21 protein-coding genes and 2 pseudogenes are annotated in these 25,798 nt (G+C 62.7%); 10 read left to right on the top strand and 13 right to left on the bottom strand.

The genetic code is table 11. The annotated features are described in order from the left end of the window. From GOALK_RS03855 to GOALK_RS23305, 4 genes and pseudogenes are all read left to right on the top strand, one after another. A partial coding sequence (locus tag GOALK_RS03855) for an IS3 family transposase (RefSeq protein WP_006357484.1) occupies positions 1 to 957 on the top strand: 957 nt, incomplete at its 5' end. A gap of 29 nt (positions 958 to 986) precedes the next feature. Next, positions 987 to 1,112: a hypothetical protein gene (locus GOALK_RS24470; protein ID WP_006357483.1), complete on the top strand. Its 126-nt coding sequence runs from the start codon at positions 987 to 989 to the stop codon at positions 1,110 to 1,112. Positions 1,113 to 1,141: 29 nt separating this feature from the next. Next, a pseudogene (locus tag GOALK_RS24615) lies at positions 1,142 to 1,399 on the top strand (IS3 family transposase); the annotation flags it as partial. Positions 1,400 to 1,457: 58 nt separating this feature from the next. Then, positions 1,458 to 1,949, top strand: coding sequence for an integrase core domain-containing protein (locus GOALK_RS23305; protein WP_081474309.1), 492 nt, complete (start codon positions 1,458 to 1,460; stop codon positions 1,947 to 1,949). Positions 1,950 to 2,139: 190 nt separating this feature from the next. Here the strand turns inward: GOALK_RS23305 and GOALK_RS03840 are convergent, their stop codons facing one another. From GOALK_RS03840 to GOALK_RS24180, 6 genes are read right to left on the bottom strand one after another with little or no spacing between them, the layout of a single operon-like run. Then, entirely contained in the window at positions 2,140 to 3,333 is a 1,194-nt protein-coding gene (locus GOALK_RS03840) for a thiolase family protein (protein ID WP_040003980.1), read from the bottom strand. An 11-nt stretch (positions 3,334 to 3,344) separates the two neighbouring features. Then, positions 3,345 to 3,773 (bottom strand): SDR family NAD(P)-dependent oxidoreductase, encoded by a 429-nt coding sequence (locus GOALK_RS24610; protein ID WP_373278704.1) that lies wholly within the window; start codon positions 3,771 to 3,773, stop codon positions 3,345 to 3,347. Between the two features lie 42 nt (positions 3,774 to 3,815). After that, positions 3,816 to 5,345, bottom strand: a complete 1,530-nt coding sequence (locus tag GOALK_RS03835; RefSeq protein WP_006357479.1) for a class I adenylate-forming enzyme family protein — start codon at positions 5,343 to 5,345, stop codon at positions 3,816 to 3,818. Then, on the bottom strand, positions 5,342 to 6,313 hold the full coding sequence (locus GOALK_RS03830; RefSeq protein WP_006357478.1) for an SDR family NAD(P)-dependent oxidoreductase: 972 nt from the start codon (positions 6,311 to 6,313) through the stop codon (positions 5,342 to 5,344). The genes GOALK_RS03835 and GOALK_RS03830 overlap by 4 nt, the downstream gene beginning before the upstream one ends. Before the next feature lie 36 nt (positions 6,314 to 6,349). Further along, complete coding sequence (locus tag GOALK_RS24185) at positions 6,350 to 6,625, bottom strand: Clp protease/crotonase-like domain-containing protein (protein WP_232283145.1); 276 nt, start codon at positions 6,623 to 6,625, stop codon at positions 6,350 to 6,352. 22 nt (positions 6,626 to 6,647) lie between these two features. Then, positions 6,648 to 7,100: an enoyl-CoA hydratase-related protein gene (locus GOALK_RS24180; RefSeq protein ID WP_006357476.1), complete on the bottom strand. Its 453-nt coding sequence runs from the start codon at positions 7,098 to 7,100 to the stop codon at positions 6,648 to 6,650. Between the two features lie 817 nt (positions 7,101 to 7,917). Between GOALK_RS24180 and GOALK_RS03820 the strand changes: the two genes are divergently transcribed. Both GOALK_RS03820 and GOALK_RS03810 read left to right on the top strand, forming a co-directional pair. Next, positions 7,918 to 8,823 (top strand): AraC-like ligand-binding domain-containing protein, encoded by a 906-nt coding sequence (locus tag GOALK_RS03820; protein WP_006357475.1) that lies wholly within the window; start codon positions 7,918 to 7,920, stop codon positions 8,821 to 8,823. Positions 8,824 to 8,941: 118 nt separating this feature from the next. After that, positions 8,942 to 10,093: pseudogene (locus GOALK_RS03810) on the top strand (IS3 family transposase). Positions 10,094 to 11,343: 1,250 nt separating this feature from the next. Here the strand turns inward: GOALK_RS03810 and styD are convergent. From styD to GOALK_RS23295, 3 genes are all read right to left on the bottom strand, one after another. Then, positions 11,344 to 12,825, bottom strand: a complete 1,482-nt coding sequence (styD, locus tag GOALK_RS03800) for a phenylacetaldehyde dehydrogenase StyD (RefSeq protein WP_040003978.1) — start codon at positions 12,823 to 12,825, stop codon at positions 11,344 to 11,346. Positions 12,826 to 12,841: 16 nt separating this feature from the next. Next, positions 12,842 to 13,954 (bottom strand): NDMA-dependent alcohol dehydrogenase, encoded by a 1,113-nt coding sequence (locus GOALK_RS03795; protein WP_040003972.1) that lies wholly within the window; start codon positions 13,952 to 13,954, stop codon positions 12,842 to 12,844. Between the two features lie 1,189 nt (positions 13,955 to 15,143). Further along, on the bottom strand, positions 15,144 to 15,746 hold the full coding sequence (locus GOALK_RS23295; RefSeq protein ID WP_081474308.1) for a TetR/AcrR family transcriptional regulator: 603 nt from the start codon (positions 15,744 to 15,746) through the stop codon (positions 15,144 to 15,146). An 88-nt stretch (positions 15,747 to 15,834) separates the two neighbouring features. On the opposite strand from GOALK_RS23295, the gene GOALK_RS03785 reads away from it, so the two are divergent. Together GOALK_RS03785 and GOALK_RS03780 are read left to right on the top strand one after the other, a co-directional pair. Then, complete coding sequence (locus GOALK_RS03785; RefSeq protein WP_006357468.1) at positions 15,835 to 17,178, top strand: flavin monoamine oxidase family protein; 1,344 nt, start codon at positions 15,835 to 15,837, stop codon at positions 17,176 to 17,178. A 105-nt stretch (positions 17,179 to 17,283) separates the two neighbouring features. After that, positions 17,284 to 18,648, top strand: coding sequence for a flavin monoamine oxidase family protein (locus GOALK_RS03780; RefSeq protein ID WP_006357467.1), 1,365 nt, complete (start codon positions 17,284 to 17,286; stop codon positions 18,646 to 18,648). 49 nt (positions 18,649 to 18,697) lie between these two features. Here the strand turns inward: GOALK_RS03780 and GOALK_RS03775 are convergent, their stop codons facing one another. The 4 genes from GOALK_RS03775 to GOALK_RS03760 are packed head-to-tail and all read right to left on the bottom strand — an operon-like array spanning position 18,698 to position 23,420. Then, complete coding sequence (locus tag GOALK_RS03775) at positions 18,698 to 19,594, bottom strand: EamA family transporter (RefSeq protein ID WP_035751173.1); 897 nt, start codon at positions 19,592 to 19,594, stop codon at positions 18,698 to 18,700. A 13-nt stretch (positions 19,595 to 19,607) separates the two neighbouring features. Further along, a complete protein-coding gene (locus GOALK_RS03770; protein ID WP_006357465.1) occupies positions 19,608 to 20,666 on the bottom strand; it encodes an ABC transporter ATP-binding protein in 1,059 nt (352 codons plus the stop codon). After that, positions 20,663 to 22,324 carry an ABC transporter permease gene (locus GOALK_RS03765; protein ID WP_006357464.1) on the bottom strand — a complete coding sequence of 554 codons (1,662 nt, stop codon included), beginning with the start codon at positions 22,322 to 22,324 and terminating at the stop codon, positions 20,663 to 20,665. Before GOALK_RS03765 ends, GOALK_RS03770 begins: the two co-directional genes overlap by 4 nt. 7 nt (positions 22,325 to 22,331) lie before the next feature. Beyond that, a complete protein-coding gene (locus GOALK_RS03760; protein WP_085948628.1) occupies positions 22,332 to 23,420 on the bottom strand; it encodes a thiamine ABC transporter substrate-binding protein in 1,089 nt (362 codons plus the stop codon). 326 nt (positions 23,421 to 23,746) lie between these two features. On the opposite strand from GOALK_RS03760, the gene GOALK_RS03755 reads away from it, so the two are divergent. Both GOALK_RS03755 and GOALK_RS03750 read left to right on the top strand, forming a co-directional pair. Beyond that, positions 23,747 to 24,580, top strand: coding sequence for an Rv1157c family protein (locus tag GOALK_RS03755; protein WP_006357462.1), 834 nt, complete (start codon positions 23,747 to 23,749; stop codon positions 24,578 to 24,580). Between the two features lie 308 nt (positions 24,581 to 24,888). Continuing rightward, complete coding sequence (locus GOALK_RS03750) at positions 24,889 to 25,791, top strand: hypothetical protein (RefSeq protein ID WP_006357461.1); 903 nt, start codon at positions 24,889 to 24,891, stop codon at positions 25,789 to 25,791. The last annotated feature ends 7 nt before the right edge of the window (positions 25,792 to 25,798 follow it).

The raw sequence follows: 25,798 nt of genomic DNA, 5'->3' as shown, positions 1-25,798 counted from the left end.
TCGCCGCCGCTGATAGTCCAGTTCATCGACGACATGCGTGCACAAAATTTCAGGGTCGAGTCGATCTGCCGAGTGCTCACCACACAAGGAATCCAGGTCGCCCCACGCACATACCGCAACTGGAAAACCTCACCACCATCTGCAAGGACGATCACCGACGCCCACCTCACCAAGGAACTGCGGTCCACGATCGGCACTGCCGAAGGGCTCTACGGCCGACGAAAGATGACGGCTTATCTGCGCCGCAAAGGCCACCACGTCGCTGCCTGCACCGTCGACCGTTTGATGCGCGACGAAGGACTGAACGGGGTGGTCAGAGGCAGACAGCACCGAACCACGATTCCAGGCGGCAAGGACAGCCGGCGGGCACCAGACCTGCTCGATCGCGATTTCACCGCTGAAGCTCCGAACCGCACATGGGTTACCGATTTCACTTATTGCCGAACGTGGGCGGGGTTCGTCTACGTCGCTTTCGTGATCGACTGCTTCTCCCGGGCAATCGTCGGCTGGCATGCCTCGACAGTGAAGGACACGGGCATGGTCACCACGGCCTTGAAGATGGCGTTGTGGCGACGCGATCACGGTGGACATCGGGTCGGTGATGGGTTGATCCATCACAGCGATGCCGGTAGCCAATATACATCTATTTCCTTCGCGGAAACGCTTGTGTTGGAAGGGATTGCAGCTTCAATTGGAAGTGTCGGCGACGCCTACGACAATGCCCTCGCGGAGTCGACGATCGGACTGTTCAAGACAGAAGCGGTTTCCAAGAGTAGTCCCTTTCTGCAGGGCCCGATCAAGACGATCGACGACATCGAATTCGCGACGATGGAGTGGGTGGATTGGTTCAATACCCGCCGTCTGCACAGCACCTTGGACTATGTCACTCCGGACGAGTTCGAGGCCGTCTATTACTCTCAATTATCGATTCTCCAGCCGGAGATGTCGCCAGCATAGGAGCGGCAAGAAACCCGGCACGGTTCAGCATGAAAGCCGACGACGCCAAAGAGTTCAAGGAACTCAAGAACGAGAACGCCCTGCTCAAGAAGCTCCTCGCCGAAGCCGAGCTCGAAAAGGCTGCCCTCAAGGAGATCGCGAAGGGAAAATTCTGAGCCCGACCGCCAAACGAAACGCTGTCGTCATGCTCCAGGAAACAATGGGGCTCTCGCAGCGATTCGCCTGCAGAATCGTCGGGCAACCGCGATCGACCCAACGGAAAGAGCTTGCGAGAAACACCCCGGACGATCCGGATGCCGATCTGCGGAAGTGGTTGCGGGACTGGGCCAAAGCCAACCAGCGAAAAGGGTTCCGGCGGGCGTGGGCGGACTTGCGTGCCGCGGGCTGGGTGATTAACAAGAAGAAGGTTCAGCGACTCTGGCGCGAGGAAGGACTGCGGGTGAACGTCCGCAAGATACGTAAACGGGCCGGCGCCTCGACTACTCCGATCACCGAGGCAGATGCACCGAAGGTTTTGTGGGCGATCGACTTTCAGTTCGACTCGACCACCGAGGGCCGGAAGTTCTTTGGTCGCGTCGATGGTCGACGAACACACCCGGCAGTCCGTACTGAACATTGTCGAGCGATCCATCCCGGCAGAGGATCTCGTCGCAGCGTTGACGAAGGCGTTCGCGCTCTGGGGCGGCCCACCGCAGGTCCTGCGGTGCGACAACGGGCCCGAGTTCATCTCCGAGGCACTGAGGACGTTCTGCGAGGGTCAGGTCGGTATCGGTTACGTTCCGCCTGGTCAGCCGTGGAAGAACGGGTACATCGAGTCGTTCAACAACCGCGTACGGGACGAATGCTTGAACATGAACGAATTCCACAGCCTCCTCGAAGCTCGGGTGGTCATCGAGGACTGGAAGGAGGATTACAACAACCGGCACCGTCATTCATCGCTGGCGTATCGAACTCCAAATGAGTACGCTGCCAGCTGTATTCACACGCATTGATTCTCTGATAGCGAGTGGCTCACCAAATGGGGTCCTACCACGAGCATGCCCGATCGATGACGATCTAAGCACTATCGATGATTGGCGCTTTGGTGGTCGCGACGCCTAGTCCAGAAGCGCCAGCTACGACACTGTCAGCGATAATTGTGGATTCCTTTCGAATAGATTGGGCTGTCGCTTCGGATGTTCGCTAGAGGCGTTCGATGATGGTGGCGTTGGCCAGGCCTGCGTCCTCGCACATGGTTTGCAGCCCGTAGCGACCGCCCGAGGATTCAAGCTGGTTGACCATGGTAGTCAGCAGCCGGGCGCCGGATGCACCAAGAGCATGTCCCAGTGCGATCGATCCGCCGAGCGGATTAAGCTTCGTGGGGTCGGCATTGAACTCTTGTGCCCACGCGAGCGGAACCGGCGCGAAAGCCTCGTTGACTTCATACACGTCGATGTCCCCGATGGTCAGCCCCGCGCGCGCAAGCACTTTGTGAGTAGCCGGGATCGGCGCAGTGAGCATCATGACGGGATCATCGCCCACGACGGAGAACGCGTGGAATCTTGCACGGGGCATCAAACCCAGCTTGTTCGCAACACCTTCACTCATTATGAGAACTGCTGCCGCGCCGTCCGTCAGGGGTGAGGAGTTGCCGGGGGTAATGGTCCATCGAGCCTTGGGAAACATCGCAGCGAGGTCATCGGTGTACAAGGACGATGTCAGGTTGGCGAGTCCGACTGCTGTGGTGGTGGCACGAACTGTCTCGTCTGCGAGATGTACGCGTATGTGTCCGTGCGTATCTCGCACAGCTATCGGCACGATTTCCTTGTCGAATGCGCCCGCAGCCCTGGCGACGGCGGCTCGCTGATGCGACTGTGCCGAGAAGGTATCGAGAGCGTCGCGGTCGAGATTCCACTTCGAAGCGATGAGCTCGGCTGCGATGCCTTGGTTAACAAGGCCCTCCGGGTAGCGGCCAGCGATGCCGGTCCCTTCGGTGTCTTTGCCGAGCGTAGCGGTACCCAGAGGGACGCGACTCATCGACTCGACCCCGCAGGCGATGACGATGTCGTATGCGCCGGCGATAACTCCCTGCGCGGCGAAGTGCGCTGCCTGCTGGCTGGATCCGCACCGGCGGTCAATGGTTGTGGCAGGCACCGATTCCGGAAATCCGGCCGACAGCAATGCCCTCCGGGATATGTTTAGCGACTGTTCACCGACCTGGGAGACACAGCCTCCGATCACGTCGTCCACCAACGCAGGATCGAGACTATTTCGCTCGACGATCGAGCGAAGAACGGTTGCGAGTAATTCGACGGGGGGTGTGCTCGACAGCGCGCCGCCGGGCCTACCTCTGCCGGATGCGAGGCGGACGGCGTCGACGATGACTGCGTGGGTCAAGGTGAATTTCCTCAAGTTGTAGGTGCGTGGAGCGCAAGGACGCGCGAATCATTCACGCCGGGGCACAAGAGTTCCACGACATTGATCGAAGCCGTTGCGTCGGTAGCAAGTCCAGACCGGAACACGCTTTTGAGCGAATGCCGCTGGACCCTCTTTCGCGTCGTCACTGTCGAACACGACGAACATTGATTTGTTTTTGGCGTCCCACCACCTCCGCAACCCAGTCCGCACCAGTGGCGGTCCGATGGATCATTGCTTTCGACTCGCGCACGGACCGTGGTGCGTTGGCTGCGACTTTCTCGGACTCCGCCTGCCGCGGAAATCTCATCCACAACGTGCGCGGCACGATCGATATCAAAGTCATTGACGACAACATTGACGCCGTAACCGGCGAGGGTGATGGCGATTTGACGGCCGATACCTTGACCAGCGCCGGTCACCAGAGCACCCTGCTGGTAAACCACCGAACAGGTCGCGGGACGTCATTGGATTTCCTCGCGGATCGCGCGCTTGAGTAGTTTACCCATTGCGCTGACCGGGATTCGGTCAGTGAAGTGGAATGCACGAGGCCACTTGTACTTCGCCAGCTGACCGTCACAGAAGCTCAAGAGATCTTCTGCCGTCACAGATGAACCCGATCGACGCTGGATGAACGCAACTGGCTGCTCTCCCAATTCGACGTGCGGTACCCCGACGACGGCAGAAAGGGCCACGTCAGGGTGGCTGTCGAGGACGGCTTCGATCTCGGCTGGGGAAAAGGTCACACCACCTGCAATCATCATGTCGGTGATTCGGTCGTAGATGTAGAGGTAACCGTCTTCGTCGAGGTGACCCACGTCGCCAGTACGGTAGTAGCCGCCGGGAAGAAGGCTTCCCGGTCCCAAGGGGGCCCGCCCGATATACCCACTGATCACCGTAGGAGTCCGCGCCACGATCTCACCTGTAGTACCCCGCGGCAGTTCCGTACCTTCCGCGTCGACGATCATCAGATCAACATGACGGAATGGGCGTCCACTACTAGTAGGACGCTCGCGTAGATCCGCTGGCGTTGCACCCGTCATCATTCCAGCTTCGGTACAACCGTAGATTTCGTGGAGTACGTCCCCGAACTGGTTGATGACTTGTTCCTTCAGTTGCTGCGAAAACGGTGCAGCACCTCCCATGATGAACTTCATGCTCGAGGTGTCGAAGGTTGCACGCACTTCTTTCGGGATATAGAGCACTCGCTGCAGCATCGTTGGCACAGCGATCCAGTGGGTTACCTTGTGTAGGTCGATAAGTCTCAGCACTTCGTTGGGATCAAATCGACGTTGAAAGACCACCTTGCCGCCGGAGACAAGACTTGATCGCGTGTACGAAGGTCCCGCGCCGCGATGCATGGGCAAGTTCATCAGCAGGCAGCAGTCTGGTCCGGCCGCGGCGCCATCGAAGTGCACCGAAAGGCCGTATTCAGCGAGTGTGGTTGGGTCCGGAGTGTTTTGGAATCCTCCCAGCGGTGTGCCCTTGGGGGAGCCGGTTGTCCCCGAGGAGTAAATGATGATCGGCGCGAAGTCAGTCGCCGACCGAGTTTCGGGGCTGCCTTGATCGAGGAGGTCCTGGTAGTAGTGGGTCCCCTCCCAAGGCTTATCGAGGCTGACAATCGCAGCCAGATTCAGTCCTTCCCAAGCGGTTACCAAGGGCGAAGGATCGCCATCGTCGACGATCGCTGCACGGACACCACAGTCTTTGAGAATGTACGTCGCTTCCGGTGGGGAAAGCTCGTAGTTGACCGCGACTGCAACCGCGCCTGTTTTGGCAATACCGAGTGAAACAACAAGCCACTCCAGTCGTGTGTGGAGTCGGATGGCAACAGCATCACCGGCTCGCACACCGAGGCGTTCGAGTGAGGACGAGAAACGATTTGTGAGGTCGTCGAGTTCGGACCATGTCAATTCACGATCGCCGTCGATGGCGCAGACCGCTCCCCTGTCAGCGGGCGCGAACGCAATACCACTCTTCCCACTCGTAGTCACGAAGTCTCCTTTGGAGCCCAGCACAAAGGATTAGCTTCAGGGCTAGTTTTTGAACGCGTTAGGTTTCCGCTCGCCCTCAAGCAATGCCGCCACGGGGTTCCACCACTGACAGCGATGACCTGCCCGGTGACGTAGTCCGATAACGGGGAAGCCAGCCAGAGGATCGCGTCGGCCGCTTCCTGAATGGTTCCGGTTCGCCCGCGGACCGCAGCTGGTAGAGAGCGAGAGGCGTAGAGGTCATCACCGGTAGCGGCTGCGGCGAACCCCATCATCTCCGGGGTCTTGTCCGGCACTTCTACGGCAATCTCGCGGCCACCAATGTGCACGGTCTCGTTGGCGGATTGAGGTGCACCGAAGCGCGTCTGGATGATTCCGAAGGCTACGGCATTGACAGTGACATTTAAACGACCCCACTCGGTAGCGAGCGTTTTGGTCAGCCCGATCAAGCAAGCCTTCACAGCTGCGTAGTTGCCGGCGCCTGCATTGCCGAAAAATGCTGCAAGAGAATATACATTGACGACTTTACGGGCGCACTTCGAGCCTTCGGCATCATGAGTGGCGTCACGCAGATAAGGGGCGGCGGCACGCAGGAGACGAAATGGCGCGATCAGATGAATATCGAGCATGGCCTGAAATTGCTCGTCGCTCATCCTTTGAACCGGCGAATCCCAAAAATGCCCGGCGCCGGTGACGATGATGTCAAGGAGGCAGTGAGTGTTGATGACGTGACCTATCAGATCATCGGGGACCGAAGGGTTCACGAGATCGCCTGCAAAGATAGAGGTTTCACCGCCAATCTCCAACTTCACTGCCTCTGCTCGCGACGGATCGACGTCAGCAACACACACCTTCGCGCCGTTTGCAGACAAAGTCTCCGCCGTGGCTCGTTCGATCCCTAGAGCGCCACCGGTGACCAGTGCTACCTTGCCCCTCAGCAAGTCGGAGGAGAGCGTAGGAATAAGAGTCACGTTTGTCAGCGTCCTTTCCAGACGGGCGCGCGTTCCTCAAGGAAGGCACGAATACCTTCTTGGGTGTCTTCCGAGCTGATGACAGGTGGCATAGACACGCCGCTCATGCCATGCTTCGTCCTCCGGCCAGTCGTAGGCTCGACGAACGATTTCGACCCTCGTGCCAGCAGCAAGAGCACCGGAGGCCGTGACCTTGCGAGCGAGTTCGACAGCAGTGGAGAAGACAAAATCGCGATCGACCGCGTAGTTGACCAATCCCCATTGCGCAAAGAATGACCCGGGGCGCGCCAATCCGGTCAGGGCCAGCTCCATCGCCAGGTGGTAGGGAATACGTTTAGGGGAGTCGGAACAAGCCACCTCCCACCGCCACGAGCGTCTTCGGAGCCTCAGGAATGCCCATCATGGTGTCCTCACCCGCGACGATCAGGTCGCACGCCACGCACAGCTCCAAACCTCCTGCGAGCGCATGCCCTTCGACCGCGGCGATGAGCTGCGGCGATGAGCGGCTTCGAATGCCGTACACCCATGAGGCAACACGCCACGCCGCTCGGTGACAGCCCACAGCCGCGGCTTTCAGATCTTGCCCCGCGGAGAACGAGGAACCCACACCTCGAAGGATCGCGACCCGCGAATGGGGTTCCGCCTCGAATGAATCGATCGCTCCCTCCATCGCCCGGGCTGTCGTGACGTCGACGGCATTATGACGCTCGGGTCGGTTGATAGTGATGACTGTGACCTGCTCGTCAAATTGTTCGGCAAGAGCGAGCGAGCCGAACTGCAGCGCCATGCGCTCCCTCAATTTCATGCCCTCGGTTCGTGATGGGGAGGGCTTACCATCATTTCTAATCCATATTACAACATCACTTGCTGGCCGACAAGTAAGTATGAGGTGATAGAGGTCGGACCGAATACCGCTCGATACAAGCGCGGACTCGCTCCCTGAGCCTCAATACGCGAGATCAAGGACGCCCAACGAACCAGAAGACAACCAGAGAGACTGCCATGTAACACTTCTGGGGTCATGCGCAGCAGCGGACTTCGTTCGAAGTAGCATCGACATCTCGCTGATATCGCCACCGCCGCCCGCACCGCTCGACAAGGGGGCATCAGGGTGCGGGAACCCGAACACCGGGCTGCGGGGATTAGGCATCCTGGCAGGTCAGACTCACAGAAGACGGTCTACCCACGGTCGAAAACTCCACTTGACGAGCAGTGGCGGAGTCGAAACGAGCTGTCGTTCAAAAACATTAAACTCCCGGCATGGCTACCTACTGGACTCGGAAATGAGGGGCTTCATCCGCCTTTCAGAGATTCGGGGCCGAACGCCTTGCGTACCACGCCACTCGAGCGCACAATGCTTACCGTCCGAACATTCGGTAATAGGAGGAAGGCCGTGACGTGTAAGAACTACGTCCAACCAAACCCCTGGTGGCCATCCCCAGATACTGGACAGATGCACCGAAGCCCGCGCCAACTCTTGCCGCTGACATAGCCGATCCCCACAGCCACACGAAAATCGGTGAGGGGCCACAGCGGCAACGTCGCCTAGTACAGCCCTGACTGACTCCAACCAGCACGACGTGAACGCCGTCCGACAAACTGAGATGAGCCTAGTGGAACAGAACTTCGAGAATTGGCAGGAATCGATTTCGACCGCCTTCGTACCACTCGACGCCGTGTCCACCAAGCGAACGTCGTTCAAAGGTGCGCTCGTTTCTGGGTTCCTCGGATCGTTGCAGCTTAGCGCGGTCGCTGGCACAGAAGTTAACGTGCTGCGTACCCGCGCGACGATCAAGCGCGACGACCCCGGCCTGATCAAAATAGGCATGCAGGTCAGCGGACATGGCGTGATCGCCCAGCGTCATCGGCAGGCGGTCCTCGCGCCCGGTGACTTCGCTGTCTACGACACTGGGGAACCGTACGAACTACACTTCGACGACGACTTCTCGATGTTCGTCGTGATGTTTCCACGGGATTCACTGCGAATCCGCTCACAAGATTTGTCCGCTGTTACCGCCCGTCGGATTCGAGGCAGCCAAGGTGTCGGGGCACTCGTGTCCCCGTTACTGGCCGGACTGCGAAAAGGCCTCGTCGAGGACGCGCTCCCCAACACACAGCAGGTCGAGGACGCGGTCCTCGACCTGCTGTGCGCCGCATTGAATGACGAATCACCCCGCCTGGAACCTGAACCCACGCTGGTGATCCACGCCAAATCATTGATCGAGTCCGAACTCGGCGATTCCACGCTAACCACCGCTTCGATTGCTGCACGGTTGCACATTTCGACGCGATATCTGCAAAAACTGTTCGAGTCTGACGGTCACACAGTTGCGGGATGGATCAGATCCCGGCGACTCGAAAGGTGTCACAGAGATCTGAGGGATCCTCGTCTCAGTTCGAGCACCATCGGAACCATCTGCGCTCGCCACGGACTGGTCGACTCGTCAAGTTTCTCCAGACTATTCAAGGAGACCTACGGCATGTCACCGCGGGAGTTTCGTTCTCTGTGAGCCAGGACGAAACCAAGACTGAATCGCACCGGCGAGTCCGGAGACTTTGATGTACCCCGAGTTTTCCGGAGTTCGTTTGTTTTACTTCAGGCATTGATGCACCCGAGAAAGGTCCACGATGCCCCGACGTTATCCGCCCGAATTCCGCCGAAAAGTCCTCGATCTGTTGAAGTCAGGACGCACGGTCGCCGAGGTCGCCGCAGGTCTCGATGTCACCGAACAAACCATCTACAACTGGCGTAACCAGGAGCTCATCGATACCGGACAGAAGCCGGGGCAGAGCTCGATCGAGAGCGCCGAACTCGCCGCCGCCCGTCGTCGTATCGCCGAGTTGGAGACCGAGCTTGCCATCGCCAAACGCTCCACGGAACTGCTGAAGTCGGTGGTGCTCCCAAAAGGCGGTTCGAAGCGATCGAAGTGATGGCCAAAGAAGGACTACCGGTACAGACTTCGTGTCGGATTCTGGAGGTGTCGGAGTCCGGTTTCTACGAGTGGCGCAATCGCCCACCCTCGGAACGCTCACTGCGACATGCCTGGTTGACGCAGCTGATCACCGAGGTTCACACCACCTCGCATGGCACCTACGGTGCGCGGCGCATCCACGCTGAACTCACCCTTGGTCACGACATTGCCGTGGGACACGGCAATGTCGAAATGTTGATGAGAGCTGCTGGTGTGAAAGGACTTCCGGGAAACAAACGTGCGCGTTCCAAGCATCAAACTCCGACCGCGAGCGATCTCGTGGACCGTAAGTTCACCCGCGACGAGCCGAATAAGTTGTGGGTCACGGATATCACGGAACATCCCACCCGTGAAGGTAAAATTTACTGCGCCGTTGCCAAAGGATACGTTTTCGAGGCGAGTCGTCGGGTGGTCTATCGACAGCTCGCAGACAGCGACATTGGTGACAAACGCTCTAGGAATGGCCATTTCCAATCGAGGCCCAACACCCGGCACACTCATTCACTCGGACCACGGAGTGCAGTTCACGTCCTGGGCATTCACCCGCCGGGCGCACGACTCAGGGCTGGTCCCGTCGATGGGATCGATCGGCGATTGCTATGACAACGCAGTGATCGAATCTTTCTGGGGCAGAATGCAAACCGAACTTTTGAATCGGAAACGATGGAAAACGAGGATCGAATTGGCCAACGCCATGTTCGAGTACCTCGAGATCTTCCACAATCGCCAACGCCGGCACAGTGCACTCGGGATGCTGACCCCGATCGAGTTCGAGAACGTACACTTCACACGTCAACCCGTAGCCTGAAGTCAAATATGACGACTCCACGAAACTCGGGGTACATCAAAGTCTCCGGAAACTCCGGTTCGATTCAGACTTCGCCCTTGCCGAGAACTATACGGTCGCTGCGCTCATCGCCCCAATACCGTCGCATCCACCCAATGGTCTCCCCAAACCATGCGAACTGTACCCGCTTCAATCGACAGCTGATCTGCCCCAAGGTCTCCCGCGCATTCACGCCTAATATCAATCCCCCGCCGAAAGGCTTCGATTCATGCCACGAACCCCGTATCGGCCGGAGTTCCGATTCAGGACCGTAGTTCTCGTCCAGGCCCTCTCGTGGGCTGACTCATGCGGCCAACCTGCAGCCTTTTCGGCAACGCGGGAACCTGCCTCTATGGAGCTGCGCTGAATCGGTCGCCCGATGACCCCGCAACCGGGTCGTCGACCTGCCCGATCGGACCAACGGATACACCGACAAGTCGGAAAATCTCGCACGATCGCCTACCGAGTGCGACGAAAGCAGTAAAGGCCGGTATCGCCTCCGCCGAGCAGATACCGCACACGGAAAGGTCGAATCGATTTGCCAACTCCGGGCGCTCACGATACTTGCCGCCAAGGCTCGCACTACAGCAGTGTCCGCCCAGAAAGCGATGCCTGTGGCACGCAACAGAAGCGTTGGGGCACGAGGCGCCAGGGAAGACTTAGGTCATGCAGGACCGCCACTGCGCTGCGACCGCGCGCCTAAATGACCCAGCCGACTCGATCCGGATCACACTGGCGTTCCTTGCTCCTCGTTGGTCGACGCTCAAATACGAGGTATTCGATTTGCATGAACATATCGAAACTCTCGTGAAACCACTGGACCACAACTCGTTCAATCGTGCGGAATCGGAGTCGGCCCAGCAGCAGATATCTCAACGACTTCGGTAACAACCCCGAGCACATCAAAGTCCACAGTAGCTCCACCCAGCCCGCCGGATCGGACCGATCCCTGCGCCCGCAGAGACGAGGACTGGGAAACCGGATAACCACGGCGGCTCGTGCCGTCATGGACCGAATGACAATCGTACGCAAGCGGTTTTACAAACCGGCCGGGTACAGGAACACGGGCAGAACGATCTTGTCGACCGCTCTCAAATATGGTCTGCCGAAACGATCGTCGTGTCTTCGCACCACCACTGCCCGTGGACGGGAGTACCGTCAGAAATGCCTCCCCACCACGGACAGCGGGATTGGATTCTCCGAAACCAACAGATTCCAAGCACGTAGCCGAACTACAGCACGATCGTGACAACCTTCTCTTCGGTGTTGGCTTCGATGCCCGCCCAACCGAGTTCACGACCCGTGCCGCTTGTCTTCATACCTCCCCATGGGAGCGCGGGATCGATTGCAGCCCAGCCATTAACCCAAACTGCGCCCGATCGAACACGCGCGGCGAGCGAGTGTGCGCGCGAAACGTCCCGGGTCCAGATGCTTGCAGCAAGACCGTAGGGAGTGCCGTTGGCGATGACAATAGCCTCGTCAGCTGTGTCGAACGGAATCACCGTTCCGACCGGGCCAAAGATCTCTTCCTGCGCGATCTTCATATCATTGTGGGCATCGGCGAAGATTGTCGGTTCGACAAAGAAGCCGTCACCGGGGCGCTGGCCGCCACCAGCTGCGACTCGGGCTCCGCCGTCACGGCCGGCCTGGATATAACCGAGCACGCTGTCGCGTTGCTTTGCGTTGATCAGGGCACCCATCGTGGTGTTCGGATCAAACGGGTCACCGAGCACCTGAGCCGACGCTGCAGCAGACAGTCCGTCGACGACCTGCGAGTACAGCGAACGGTGCACCAGCACACGGGTTCCAGCTGCACACACCTGCCCCTGGTTGAAGAACAAGCCCATCGCGGTGCCACTGATGGCTGCTTCCAGGTTTGCGTCTTCGAGGATGATCTGCGGGGACTTGCCGCCGAGTTCGAGCGTCGTCCGTTTGAAGGTATCCGCCGCCTTCTTGGCGATCATTCGTCCCACTCGCGGGCTGCCGGTGAAACTGATCTTGTCAACGTCGGAGTGCGCGACGAGCGCGTCACCGGCAACTTCGCCCAGGCCGGGCACCACGTTGACGACGCCGGCGGGTACGCCTGCCTCGTCGATGAGACGCGCGAGATGCAGGATCGACAGCGGTGCGTCCTCCGGCGGCTTGACGACAAGGGTGTTACCCGCAGCCAGAGCGGGAGCCAGTTTCCAGGCGGCGATCATCAGCGGCGTGTTCCAGGGAACGATTGCACCGATAACTCCGACGGGCTCCCGGACGGTATACGAGTGCGTAGGCTGACCGAAGTAGCCGGCCGTCGGAATCGTAGCGCCCTGAATCTTATCGGCCCAGCCTGCAAAGTGACGGAACGTCGCGGCGGCATTGGGAACATCAAGCATCGCCGGCTGCCCAACAGGCTTTCCGACGTCGTGCGCCTCGAGCCGTGCAAGTAGGTCACCGTCACGCTCGATAAGGTCAGCGATACGGTTCAACAGTATGCCTCGCACGACACCCGGGGTGGATCCCCACTCGCCGTTCAACTGCGCGCGAGCGGCCCGCACTGCGGCGTCGACGTCAACCGTTGTGGCGCATGAAATCTCGGCGAGGGGCTGACCCGTCGTAGGGTTCAGATCGACGAATGTGCCGCCGTCCGAGGCGGCCTGCCAGCTGCCTGCGATGAAGAGCTGGGTTGCGGTGTTCTCAGGCAGAGACGTCGCTGCCTCGTGTACTGCAGTCATGAAACGAAGTGCCTCTCTAGTAAAGAACAAGTCCACGAACATTTTCGGCCTTGCGCATCGCTGCGTAGCCGTCGTTGATTTGGTCGAGCGTGTAGGTGCGAGTGATCATCTCGTCAAGCTTGAGCTGCCCCTCCATATACAGACGTAACAAATGCGGGATGTCGAAGCGGATATTGGCGTTGCCGAACCATGCGCCCTTCAGGGTCTTACGCAGCGCGGTGAGATCGAAAAGACTCAGCGACGTTTCGGTCTGTGAAACGTCGCCGACCGAAACATTCACGCAGGTGCCACCTTTGGCCACCAGACTCATCGCTTGTGCAATGATTGCGCCACTAGCAACACCGACGGTGATCAGAACTTTGTCGGCGAGAGCACCCCACGTCAGGTCGTTGACGAGAGAAAACGCTTCCTCGATGCTCGCAGCGGTATGCGTCGCGCCGAAGGTCTTGGCCTGCTCACGCTTGAACGGCGACGGATCGATCAGAACTACGTGGCGCGCACCGGCTAGCGCTGCGCCTTGCACAGCTCCACATCCGACACCACCCATGCCAAGAATCACGACGGTCTCGCCCGCAGATACACCTGCCGCGTAGACAGCTGAGCCCCAGCCGGTCGTGACACCGCAGCCGACAAGGGAAGCTTTGTCAAGCGGAATGTCGTTGGTGATCTTGACACAGGAGGCTTCGTTTACGACGGTCTGCGGCGCGAAAGTGCCAAGAAGACACTGAATTCCGGCATCCTTACCCCGCACGTGATGGCGAGCGGTGCCGTCGCTAATCTGATAGCCGTTGAGGAGGTGCGCACCAAGATCACAGATGCTGGATTGGCCGTTTGCACATGCACGACATCGGCCGCATGCCGGGATGAAGCCGAGCGCGACATGATCGCCCACCTCAACAGAAGCGACACCGGGTCCGATCTCCGTTACGACGCCCGCTCCTTCGTGACCGCCGATAAAGGGAAGTAGTCCGACTGGCACACTTCCGTCCCGCACATGCTCATCCGAATGGCAAAGTCCAGCAGCTGCTAACTCAACCTTCACTTCACCGTACTTCGGGGCGTCTAGAACCAGGTCCTCGATCTTCCAGTCTTGGCCAGCTTCCCAGAGAACTGCTGCTTGTAAAGCCACTTTCAATCTCCTTCTTAGTGTGTGCGCTAGGTCATAGCTTCACCCAGAGCGATTTCGAAATCATGTCCACATGCGCACAGTTGTTGACGAAACGCGCACACACCGATCGACCTCGCACCCGTCGACTTCGGTTCATACATCGAAGGCCAAAGCGCGTCGCATTGGTTGACATAATGCTCGTGGAGCCCGGTACGCCGTCGACACGAGCCCTAGAAGTGACTGACGATCCACTCAAAGTTCGAAGATGTTAACTGAACAGAACGGCGGGTCATTTTGGATAGGTATCCATCTCGCGCCGAGCTACACAAGATTCCGTTTTGTGCGATTCCCAAAACGGAATAGATGACGAATAAACCTGCGGGACAACTTAATTAAGACGAATAGCGACAAGCGTTAGGCAACAGTGGAGCCACTACCGCCGCGCTGACGGATCGCATCCACGTTAGGCAATTAGATCGCCAACTGATTGCTGCGCTAACAATATATAGGGCGTCAGCGATCAAGGCTATGAACGAGCGGCCACGGTCAGCGAAACCGTTCTATCGGCCATGACCACGTGGGCCGTCGCAGCATCCAGCCGAGCGGCCTTCGTAGCGACCTACGCTCCGCCCACTCGTCGACGCCATCGGGCACTGCCGACCCAAACACTTAGAAGATACCGAGGACAGTTCATGCTCAGAGCATCACAACCGTGGAACCGACTCGTAACCCGACGGCACGGTCGTCCCGCCAGACACCCCCGGCCAGTCCGGCGGACAACCAGGTTCAGCTGGAAACGCCAACGCACAGGGGCATATCAACTCCGGATGCGGAGCTGGCGTAACCGTAATGAACATCGGACTTCTCACGCTTGGTGACGGTGCAATTCTGGCGGCTATCGGATCAGGAATCACCCTTCTCACTCGTCGCCGCGGCGACGACGCTGAGAACCAAGGCAACACAGAGCTATCTAAAGTGTGCGAGATGCTCCGGCCAAGGGTCCGTCTGCTGTGTTCGATGAACAGCACTGCAGACAGACCCTGCCGGATTGAGTCCAGTACGCCTGGAACCCTCAATCGCCGAACTTCGATGACCTCCAAGCCATGTAGACGCCAGCAGTGCGCATCCCCGAAGATCAACCAGATTCGACATCAGAATGACACTTACGAGTCCTGAGACTGATGGGCCTAAGTCTGGCTTTGCTAGTGGTTCAGGGGTGTACAGCGCTGGAGCGCAGCCCGCTGAGCAGAGCGCGGGCCAGCGCTGCGGCTTGAACACGGCCAGCGGCAAGATCGTCGGATTCGGCTATTGTGAGCGACATTTCAGTGAGGGCGCCGTAGAAGGCGCTGGCGAGCAGTTCAGGCGGGTGCGGCTGAGTGCGGCCGGCATCGAGCAGGTGCTGGGTGCTTTCGAGGACGAGCTCGCCGAGGTGGCGCTGGTCGACTTCACGCCAGCGCCGCCAACCAAGCGCGATCGGGCCCTGCAGCAGAACTATATGGCGATACGCGGGTTCGGTGCAGATGTCGAGAAAAGTTTCCATCGCGCGCTCGGCGCGTTCGAGTGGATCAAGGGAGGATTCCATGGCGGCCCGAATGCGTTGCGCTGCTATTTGTTCCAGATCCTCAACGACCGCCTCAAACAGCCCCTTCTTGCCATCAAAGTGGTGATAGAGCGCGCCGCGGGTCAGGCCGGCGGCGCGCGCCAGTTCATCTGCCGACAGATCCACATACTCCCGTTTCTCGAACAGGCGAGCCCCTGCCTCGAGCAGTGCCTGCCGCGTGTCTTCGACATGCTTGTCCCGCAAAGACTTCATATACTATGGTTATCACATACAGCGTGTATGTGATAACCACGATGAATGTGGGTGGACTTGCGTGGACAGATCAGTGGAAGTAGTCATCGTGGGCGCCGGAGTCGCAGGCCTGGTCGCCGCCCGCAACCTGGTGCGCAGCGGCTCTGAGGTACTGGCAGTCGAGGCTCGGGACCGGGTGGGCGGTCGGCTGCTCAACGCCGAATTGCCCGATGGTTCGCCGATCGAAGTCGGCGGACAGTGGGTCGGCCCGACCCAGCACCAAGCTATGACGCTGATCAGAGAGCTTGGTCTGCGGACCTATCCCACCCACACGGCCGGGCGGCACATCGCCGAGATTGGTCGATCCCGCTCCGAGTTCACAGGGCGCCTCCCGAGGGTAAACCCACTGACGCTTCTTGACATCGCCCAGGCACAGCTGCGGCTGGATCGGTTGGCGCGCAAGGTCGCCCGGACCGCACCGTGGGAGTACAAGCTAGCAGAGGCCCTGGACGCGCAGACCTTCGACACCTGGCTGCGTAAGCACACCCACACCGCCGACGGGCGAGCCTTTTTCCGATTGATCACCGAGGCCGTGTTCTCCACCGAGCCAGAGGACATGTCAGCGCTGTGGGCGAATTTCTACGTCGGTGCCGCCGGCGGGCTCGACAGGCTGATCAGCGTCACCCAGGGCGCCCAACAGGACCGGATCGTCGGAGGCAGCCAGACCATCGCACTAGCCATGGCCCGGGAACTCGGGAATCGAATCCTCCTCAACAGCCCGGTGACCGAGATTGATTGGGACGACACCGGAGTGCGAGTCCGAGCCCGCGGTGTGACCGTACGTGCGCGCCGGGCCGTGATTGCGGTGCCTCCCCCACTGGCCGCTCGGATCCGATTCTCTCCTGGCCTGCCCGGTGAACGTGACCAGCTCATGCAGCGAATGCCGATGGGCAGAGTCATCAAAGTCAACGTCGTCTACGACGAACCGTTCTGGCGGCGCGAAGGCTGGTCCGGACAGGCCAACAGCGACCAGCGAGCCCTGGGTACCGTCTTCGACAACACCCCTCCCAAGGGTGGCCCCGGAGTGCTCGTCGGATTCCTGGAGGGCAGACACGCCGACACCAGCGCCCGGTTGACCTTGGCCGACCGCCGCGCGCTGGTGCTCGAAGATCTGGCGGGATACTTTGGCCCACGGGCACGCAATGCCATCGAATACATCGAAAAAGACTGGGCCGAAGAAGAATACAGCCGCGGCTGCTACGGCGCGTTCGCTACACCTGGCACGCTGACCCGGTTCGGACCCGCACTACGCCGCCCGATCGGCCCGCTGCACTGGGCAGGCACCGAAACCGCAACGCGCTGGCCTGGTTACATTGACGGTGCCGCCGAGTCCGGCCACCGCGTTGCGATGGAGATCACCAGCACTCTCACTGCCCCTGTGGCCAACGACTGACAGCTATCGCCGATTGTTGCTCGCCCCAACAGCGAACCCCAGCACTGCTACACAGCAACCATTCAGTTAAACAGGGCGGTCTCGTCCGCCCGGAAAGGCAGAACGATGGACGTACATTCCACACATACCGAAGGCCCCACCATTCCAACCCAGACCGCCACAGTGGCTGTGGTCGGGGCAGGGCTGGCCGGACTGACAGCAGCCCGCGCGCTGCACCTGGCAGGTGTTGATGTGCTCGTACTCGAAGCCGCCGACCGGTCAGGCGGGCGGGCGATGAGCGAAACCACCGCACTGGGCTCCCGCGTGGATCTGGGCGGGCAGTGGATCGGTCACGACCATCACCGCATCGCTTCGCTGGCCGCCGAGCTCGGTGCCACCCAGTTTCGCATGCACACCACACCTATGCCAACCATTCTCGACGGCGCTCGCCGGGTATCGCTGAGTGCGCCGCCGATGCTGGCGACCGCAGGTCTTCTTCTCTGCCTGGAAGCCTTGTCCCACATCCATCCGCCCCAGAGGTGGGCCGCTAAGACCGTCGCCGACTGGTTGGCCAAGGTACCCTGGCGCACGTCACGACGAGCTCTAGAGCTGATCGCTCTCACATCGTGGACCGCCGACCTCGACAGGTTCTCGGTGAAGGCGATGCTGAAGGCGATCCGCTTGCAAGGCGGCCTACGTACCATGCTCTCGACCACTGGCGGCGCGCAGGAGAGTTTGCTGGTCGAAGGTGTCGGCACCCTCGTCGATCGCTTAGCCGACGAAATGGGCCCCCGAATTCGTCTCGGGCACAGGGTCACCTCGATCGTAAGAGACGCCGACGGCATCACTCTCAGCACGACCGCGGGCACGATCCAGGCCGCCAAAGTCGTGGTGACGGTTCCACCACCGTTGCTGAATCGCATCAACTTCCTGCCGTCCCTCCCGACCGATCTGATCGCCATCGCCACCTCCACCTATATGGGGTCGGTCTACAAAGCGATCGCGGTCTTCGACCGGCCGTTCTGGCGAGACCACGGAACGAACGCGCAGATTATGGTCCTCGATAGTCCCGGAATCGCCGTATTCGACACCAGCCCGCCCGATGGTCCCGGCCACCTGTGCATGCTGGTAGCCGGCCCGCGCGCCCGTGCACTCGACCAGCTCGATGCCACCTCTCGGCGCGAAACAGTTCTCGGGCCTTTGGTTTCGCAGCTTGGCGCCGAGCTCCTCAAGCCGGTGAGCTGGCATGAGAAGGCCTGGCATCTCGACGACAACGTCGGCGGCGGCTACACGGCGCTTCCCGAACCGGGCATCACCGACGCGGGCATGCCGCTGGCGTTCACGCCGGTGGGCGGCATTCATTGGGCCGGCTCCGAAAGTGCGGTCGATCATCCGGGCTACCTCGACGGTGCCATCGAATCCGGCACCCGCGTAGCCCGAGAGGTCCTCGATGTCCTCCTCAAACAACGAAACGAGGTCACGCCGCGATAGCGAACCAGAGGACAGCTACAGTCTTTTCCAGCGTTCGCCGCCTGAGCACTCAGCTCGGCGGGATCTCGTCCTCATCGACCGATCGGACCGCCACCGCCAGCGCGACTGCCGCGATCCCGACGGCCTCCAGCGGCCGCGGAACCTGACCGAGGACGATCAGGCCGATCACCGCGGCCGTCACCGGGAGCAGCGCGAGCAGGATCGCGAACCGCGCTCGCCCGACGCGACGCAGCACGACCTGGTCGAGGGCGTACGGGATCGCGGTCGACGCCACGCCCAGGACCAGGCCCTGGCCGATCAGCGCGACCGGAGAGACCCCATCGCCCACCGCCTCGGAAGAACCCCGACCGTCTACCGCCTCCAGCACCCACCACGCCAGCGGCGAGGTCACGAGTGCGGCGATCACGAAGCCCGTGGCGAGGTCCTCGACGCCCGCCCCGCGCGCCGCGACCCGCTTCCCCAGCACGATGTAACCGGCCCAGCACGCAGCGGCGGCCAGCGCGAGCAGCACTCCCACGCCGGTCCCCGACCATCGGACGTCGGCGATGAGGACGACGCCGAGGCCCGCGAGCACGAGTGCCGCGATGTCGCGTCGGGTGCGGGAACCCAAGGCCGCCACCGTGATCGGGCCGAGGAACTCCAGCGCGACGGTCGTACCCATCGGCAGGTGTGCCAGCGCCTCGTAGAAGGTGATGTTCATTCCCGCGGTGATCAGGCCGAAGCACCCGGCAAGCCGCAGGCGGGACCACTGCCACGCCTGCCGCGGCGGCCGGACCCAGATCAGCAGCACCAGTGCGGCGCCGGCGATGCGCAGCCACGCCACCGCCGATGGAGCGACGTCGTCGAAGAGGCCGACGGCGACCGCCGCACCGAGATACATCGACGTCGCGCCGAGCACCATCAATCCAGGTGGGAGCAGGAGGTCGCGTCGCGCGGTATCCGTCATCAGGCGGCCGTCGTCACCCGATGACCGCGACCCGCTCGGGTACCAGGCGGATCCGCACCCGGTCGCCGATGGCAACGGATTCGTCTGCCACGGCGTCGATCTCGCCGACCGCCGTCTCGATGCGCACGCGTGGACCGGCCGGAAGTTCGGCGACGAGCACGACCGTCGCGAGGCTCCCGCCCGGATCGTCCGTGCCTGCCGGACCCACGACCTCGACCGACTCCGGGCGGAGTCCGAGCCGGCGCGAACCGTCGGGCAGGTCGAGGGCGATCTCGCCGAGCACGGTGTCGGCGATTCCGGCGCGCACCTGCGCGTCGACGACGGTGGTGACGCCGAGGAACTGTGCCGTCCACTCGTCCAGCGGACGTCGCCACAGCTGTGAGGGCGTGGCGACCTGCACCATCGCGCCGTCGCGCATGACCGCGATCTCGTCGGCCATGGTCGCGGCCTCGGCGTGATCGTGGGTGACGACGACGGTCGGTACGCCGGCCGCGCGCACGACCTCCGAGATCTCCACCGCCAGCTCATCTCTCAGGCGTCGGTCGAGTGCGGCCAGGGGTTCGTCGAGCAGGAGTAGCCGCGGATGCGGAGCGAGCGCACGCGCCAGTGCGACTCGTTGCGCCTGCCCTCCGGAAAGGGTGTCGACGGAACGCTTCTCGAAGCCGGGGAGACCGACGACGTCGAGCAGCTCGGTCACGCGATCGGCAATCCGGCGACGCGACCAGCGCCGCATCCGCAGTCCGTAGCCGATGTTCGACGCCACGCTGCGTCCGCCGAAGAGCTGTCCGTCCTGGAAGACCACCCCGAAGTCGCGTCGGTGTACCTCCACCCCGGCGAGGTCCTGACCGTCGAAGCGCACGACCCCGCGGGTCGGCTGCTCCAGCCCGGCGACGGCGCGGAGCAGCGTCGACTTTCCGCACCCTGACGGCCCGAGGACGGCAGTCACCAGCGACCCCGATCCCCCGACCTGCCAGGACAATCCGTCGATCACGGTGTGCCCGCCGTAGGCGACGGCGAGGTCGGAGATCTCGAGGAGGGCATGGGACCTCGTCGCGGGGCCTTCTCCGTTCACAGCAGCGGCACCTCCGATCGGGGACGGAACGCCTCGACCACCAGCATGGCGAGGGTCGTCGCGGCGACCAGCACCACGGACGCGGCCATCGCGGTCGCGAGGTTGGCGGCGCCCGGCCGGTTGAGCGCAGAGCCGATCAGCACCGGCAGGGTCGTCGTGTCGGCACGGGCCAGGAAGCTGCTGGCCCCGAACTCGCCGAGCGCCATCACGAAGGCGAAACCGGCGGCCGCACCCATCGAACGGCCGACGATCGGCAGGTCGACGGTCGCGAACACGCGGGCGGGCCGGGCGCCCAGCGTCGCGGCGGCCTGCCGCAGCCGGACCGGTACCGATTCCAGCGCGGGGAGCATGATGCGGATGACCATCGGGATGGCGATCAGCGCCTGCACGCACGGGATGATCGCCGGCGACGCCGCGATGGCATAGGGCATCGACGCCAGCACGATCAGGTATCCGAATCCCAATGTGACAGCACTGATCCCGAGCGGAACCAGGGAGATGGCCGAGGCGATCGCGCCGACCACCCCGCGGGAGCGATGGAGCGCGACGGCGGCGAGCACGCCCACCACCAGCGCGATGACGGTCGCGAACGCCGCCGACACCAGCGAGTACTCGAGACTCTCCAGCGGCGTGACCCCGTTGACCGGTTCGGCGAGGGCGCGATACCCGGCGAGCGTCCATTCCCCGCCGACCGTCGGCCGCACCGACCGCGCGATCAGAACAACGACCGGCCCGACGAGCAGCACCACCGTCCACACGCTCACCAGCCACATCGCCGGGCGCACGAACCGCCCGTGCACGAATGCCGCATCACGCCGACGCCGTTCGACACCGCCACGGGCCGAACCCGTCCCGGCGGGGTCGGCGAACACGCGGGTGAGCATCAGCGCCGCGAACACGACGACGATCTGCACCATCGACAGCACCACCGCCTCGGGGATACGGAAGTAGCCGATTGCCTGGGTGTATATCTCGGTCTCGAGGGTGCGCAACTCCCCCGCACCGAGGATGATCACGACGCCGAAGCTGGTGGAACAGAACAAGAAGATCAGTGCGGCGGCACCGGCGATGGCGGGCAGCAGTCGAGGGATCACCACCGTCAGCGTCGCACGCAGCCGCCCGGCGCCCAGGGTGCGCGCCGCCTCGAGCAACCGGGGGTCGAGGTTCCGCCATGCCGCGCCGACCACGCGGACGACGACGGCGACGTTGATGAACACGTGCGCGGCCAGCACCGCACCGAGACCGGATTGGATGTGCAGGAAGGACAGTGGGCCGGTCAGCAGCGACCGGAAGGCGACGCCGACGACCACCGTCGGCAACACGAACGGCACCGTCACCACGACGGCGAGGAGGACCGAGGCCCGCCCGCCGACATGGGCGTACAGCCACGCGATCGGTGCGGCCGCGACGAGCGCCAGCACGGTCGAGGCCGCCGCCTGCCCGAGGGTCACCCCCAGGAGCGCGAGTGCGTCTGTGCGGGTGAGGAGTTCACCGAGTCGCTCCCCCGACGCCGCGGCCAGGTTCACCGCGCGGCGGACGAGAGCGAGCACCGGCCAGGCGAAGAGGACTGCGATGAACAGAGCCGGGATCAGACGTAGTGCCACCCGGCCGGCGACCGTCGCCGTCCGGCCCGCGGGCCGCGCCCCTGCCCGGCTCACCGGGTTGTCACCTGCCGACAGCGTCACGCCACTGATCGAGCCAGCTCTCGCGGTTCTCCGCGATCGTGGCGGGCGGCAGCGAGGACATCCACTCCGGCACGGCCGCGCGGGCCGGCCAGCCCTCGGGCAGTTCGACGTCGCGCTGCACCGGGTACACGTACATCGACTCCGGCAGCGCGGACTGCACCTCCGGGCTCAGCATGTAGTCGACGAGCTTGCGCGCACCGGTGGAGTTGCGGGTGCCCTTGAGGATGCCGATGTACTCGACCTGCGGGAAGCAACTGTCGAGAAGGGCGCTGGTGTCGGGGGTCGCGGCGGGCGAGGACGCGTACGACAGCACGATCGGCTTGTCACCCTTCCCTTCCCCCGCGCTGAACATCTGGTTGTAGGCGACCTCCCAGCCGGAGACGATGGTCGCGCCACCGCCGACGACCCGCTTCCAGTAGTCCTGCCAGCCGTCGCCGAGGGCACCGACCGTCGTCAGCAGAAAGGCCGTGCCGGGTGAGGAGGTCGCGGGATCGGTCAGCACCGTTTGCGACGCGTACTCCGGCTTGACCAGGTCGCGGAAGCTCGCCGGTGGAGTCAGCGATCGTGATTCGTACCAGGCGTCGTCGATGTTGAGGCAGACGTCGCCGCGGTCGACGGCGGTCAGCTTGTCGGCCGCACCGGGCACCGCGTACTCGTCGGCCCCGTCGACGGCGAGCGGCGACTCGTAGGACTCCAGGGCTCCCGCTTCGATCGGCCGGGACGCGAAGGTGTTGTCGATGCCGTAGACCGCATCACCCTTGGGTGCGCCGGGGGTCAACGACACGGTCGACGCCAGCTGTCCGGCGTCGCCCGAGCGCACGATCTCGAGGGTGAGCCCGGTCTGCCGGCGGAACCCGTCGATGACCGATTCGGGCAGTTCGAAGGACTCGTGAGTCAGCAGGGTGACCTGTCCGCCTGTCGTCGACTCGTCGGCGCAGGCAACCGCCGTCGTGAAGACCAGTCCCACTCCGACGGTGAGTGCGACGGCCCGGGAGGCGATCCCCGACCACCCACGCCGACGGCCGCCACTCTCGGCCTGCAGCTCGTTCACGCCCGGCAGTTGGGTCACATCCGACTCCTTGCGACTCGCTGTCCCTGTCCCATCCACCCCCATATCCAACCAGGTGGCGTCGCGACGCACGATTTGCCGCCCGAAAGATCACTTCTGTAACAATTGCATCAATAACCACATACGTCACAGTCGCAACCCGCCGGACTACCTGGACACAGAAGACATCGAGGGGCTTAGAATGACCCGCGACGTCCGGGGTGGGAAGATCGATGAACACCCGTCAATCCCCGGGCAATTTCCACGACCAGGATCCACACGACCACGAGGCGCACGAAGCTTGTTCTCCCAGCCGACGCAGCGCCACGACCGATAGGACACCACCAGTGCGTTTCACACGGCCGTCGAGGTTGCGTTCGACCACCTCTCGCCCGCACCGGACCCGGCGCAACCGCCTGTTCCTCAGCGCCTCGGCCCTCGTTGCCGTGGCCGGCCTCGCACTCCCGGCGGTCGCCGGCGCCGCGCCCGCTCCCAAGGTCGACCAGCGCGTGCTGGACTCGCTCGGTGCGTTCGCCCCGGCGATCATCGGCTCGGTGGCCACCCCCGGCCCCGACGGCAAGGTCAACGCCCAGCTCCTCCAGCAGGCCGAAGCCTTCGCCAACACGCCGGGAATGCCCGCCGAGGTCTCCAAGGTCTGGCGTTCGGTCGCCGACTTCCTCGGTGAGCCCGGACGCAAGGCCGCGGCACGCCAGCTGGCCGCCGAGCCCAAGCCCGGCGATCCGGAGATCCCGAAGGGCCCCAACGCTCCGAAGATCCAGGAATTCCTGTACCCGACCTTCGGTCTCGGCTGCATCCCCGGCGGCGGCTCGCTGGGCCGCGCCCTGGTCACCGCAGGCCCCCAGGAAGCACCGGCACCCGGCCCGAAGCGCGGCGAGGGCGGCTACGTCTACACCGCACTCGGCACCGGCCCCGCCATCGACAACAAGGCGAAGCCGCTGATCGTGAGCTGGCTCAACGTCGACACCGGCCGCACCGGTACCACCACGCTGAAGCGGAACCCGAAGATCAACGTCAAGGACGGCCCCGGCACCTTCACCGGCATTGCCCGGACCGGCAAGGGCCGCGTCATCTCCGCGATCCACGGAAACGTGACCACCAAGACCAAGGAGCAGGTCGTGTCCTGCACGATCGTGCCGGTGATCGGCCTCGCCGTCATCTGACCTCCGGTCGACTTCTCCTTCACCGACACCCCGGCACTTCGCCGGGGTGTCGTTGTCTCTGTGACCGTTATCCGCTCGGCGACGTCCCGCGCGCCACGTGTCGCGAACCGACTGTGGCGGCGGTCTCACTCGCTACGAGGACAAAACCCCAGGTCGTCGGAAATGTCGGTATCTCACCGATCGCGCGCATGTCACAGCTCGGACTCGCGACTTGCCGCAGTCGTCTCACACGTGGTCTCTTTTAACTCAAGTCCCATCTGTCACACCCGCCACACGTGGCGGGGTGTTCGGCTGTTCGAAGGAGTGCCATGTCCATCACGTCTCGATTCACACGTCCACTGATCGGTCGGCGCGGAATCCGGCGCTGCGGCGTGGGCCTGGTGGGCGTGGCGATGGCCGCAGCAGCGGTCACCTCGGCCGCCCCGGCCTCGGCCGCCCCATCGCTCCCCCTCCTCCCGCCGAACATGCTGAGCGCGTATTCCATCCCGTTCGACGCAGAACTGGCCGGCGCGGTCCGTCTGCTGAAGTCGGCGGGCGTCGACCAGATGGCCCTCCAGGCCGCGCAGGCGGTCATGGGCAGCTCCGGACAGCTGTCCGTCCAGGACGTCGTCGGACGTGCCGGTGCGCTGCCCTTCGACGCATCGCAGCCCCAGCCGGCCGCCGCTCCCGCTGCGGGGACACCCCGGCCGGTGGCCTCCACCGATCCGCTGGCACTGCTGAAGAGCCTGGGCATCCAGACCCTGACCCCGTCCGTCGCCCCCTTCTGCACGACCCCCACCCCCGACAACCCGCTCGGTCTGGTCACCGCGGGCGCCGGCGCGGTCGCGGGCCCGTGGCCGCTGAAGACCGATCCGATAGCCGGGCTCAAGCCGCTCCTCGACATGCTGCCGATCGCAGGCATCCCGGACAAGATGAACGTGGTCGAGAACGGCGAGACCGCATACGCCTTCGTGCCGGCCTCCCCGAAGGCCGGCAAGGGTGGCACCATGCAGGTCGCCTGGTTCAACACCAGCACTCTGCAGGGCGGCTTCGCCGACCTCGAACCGCTGAAGAACGGCGCCACCCTCACCGCCCTGCCCCTGCTCTCGGGTGTGCGTCTCGCCCCGGTGAAGACCGGTAAGGGCACCATCCTGTCCGCGGTCTTCGGCACCGCGCAGAACGGCTCCCAGAACTGCTGGTTCCTCCCGGCCGTCGGCATCGTCAACGCCTGACTCCCGG

The sequence above is a fragment of the Gordonia alkanivorans NBRC 16433 genome (assembly GCF_000225505.1).
GTDB lineage: Bacteria > Actinomycetota > Actinomycetes > Mycobacteriales > Mycobacteriaceae > Gordonia > Gordonia alkanivorans.
Note: the sequence above shows the minus strand (reverse complement) of the source record. Positions and strands in the feature narration are given on the sequence as shown.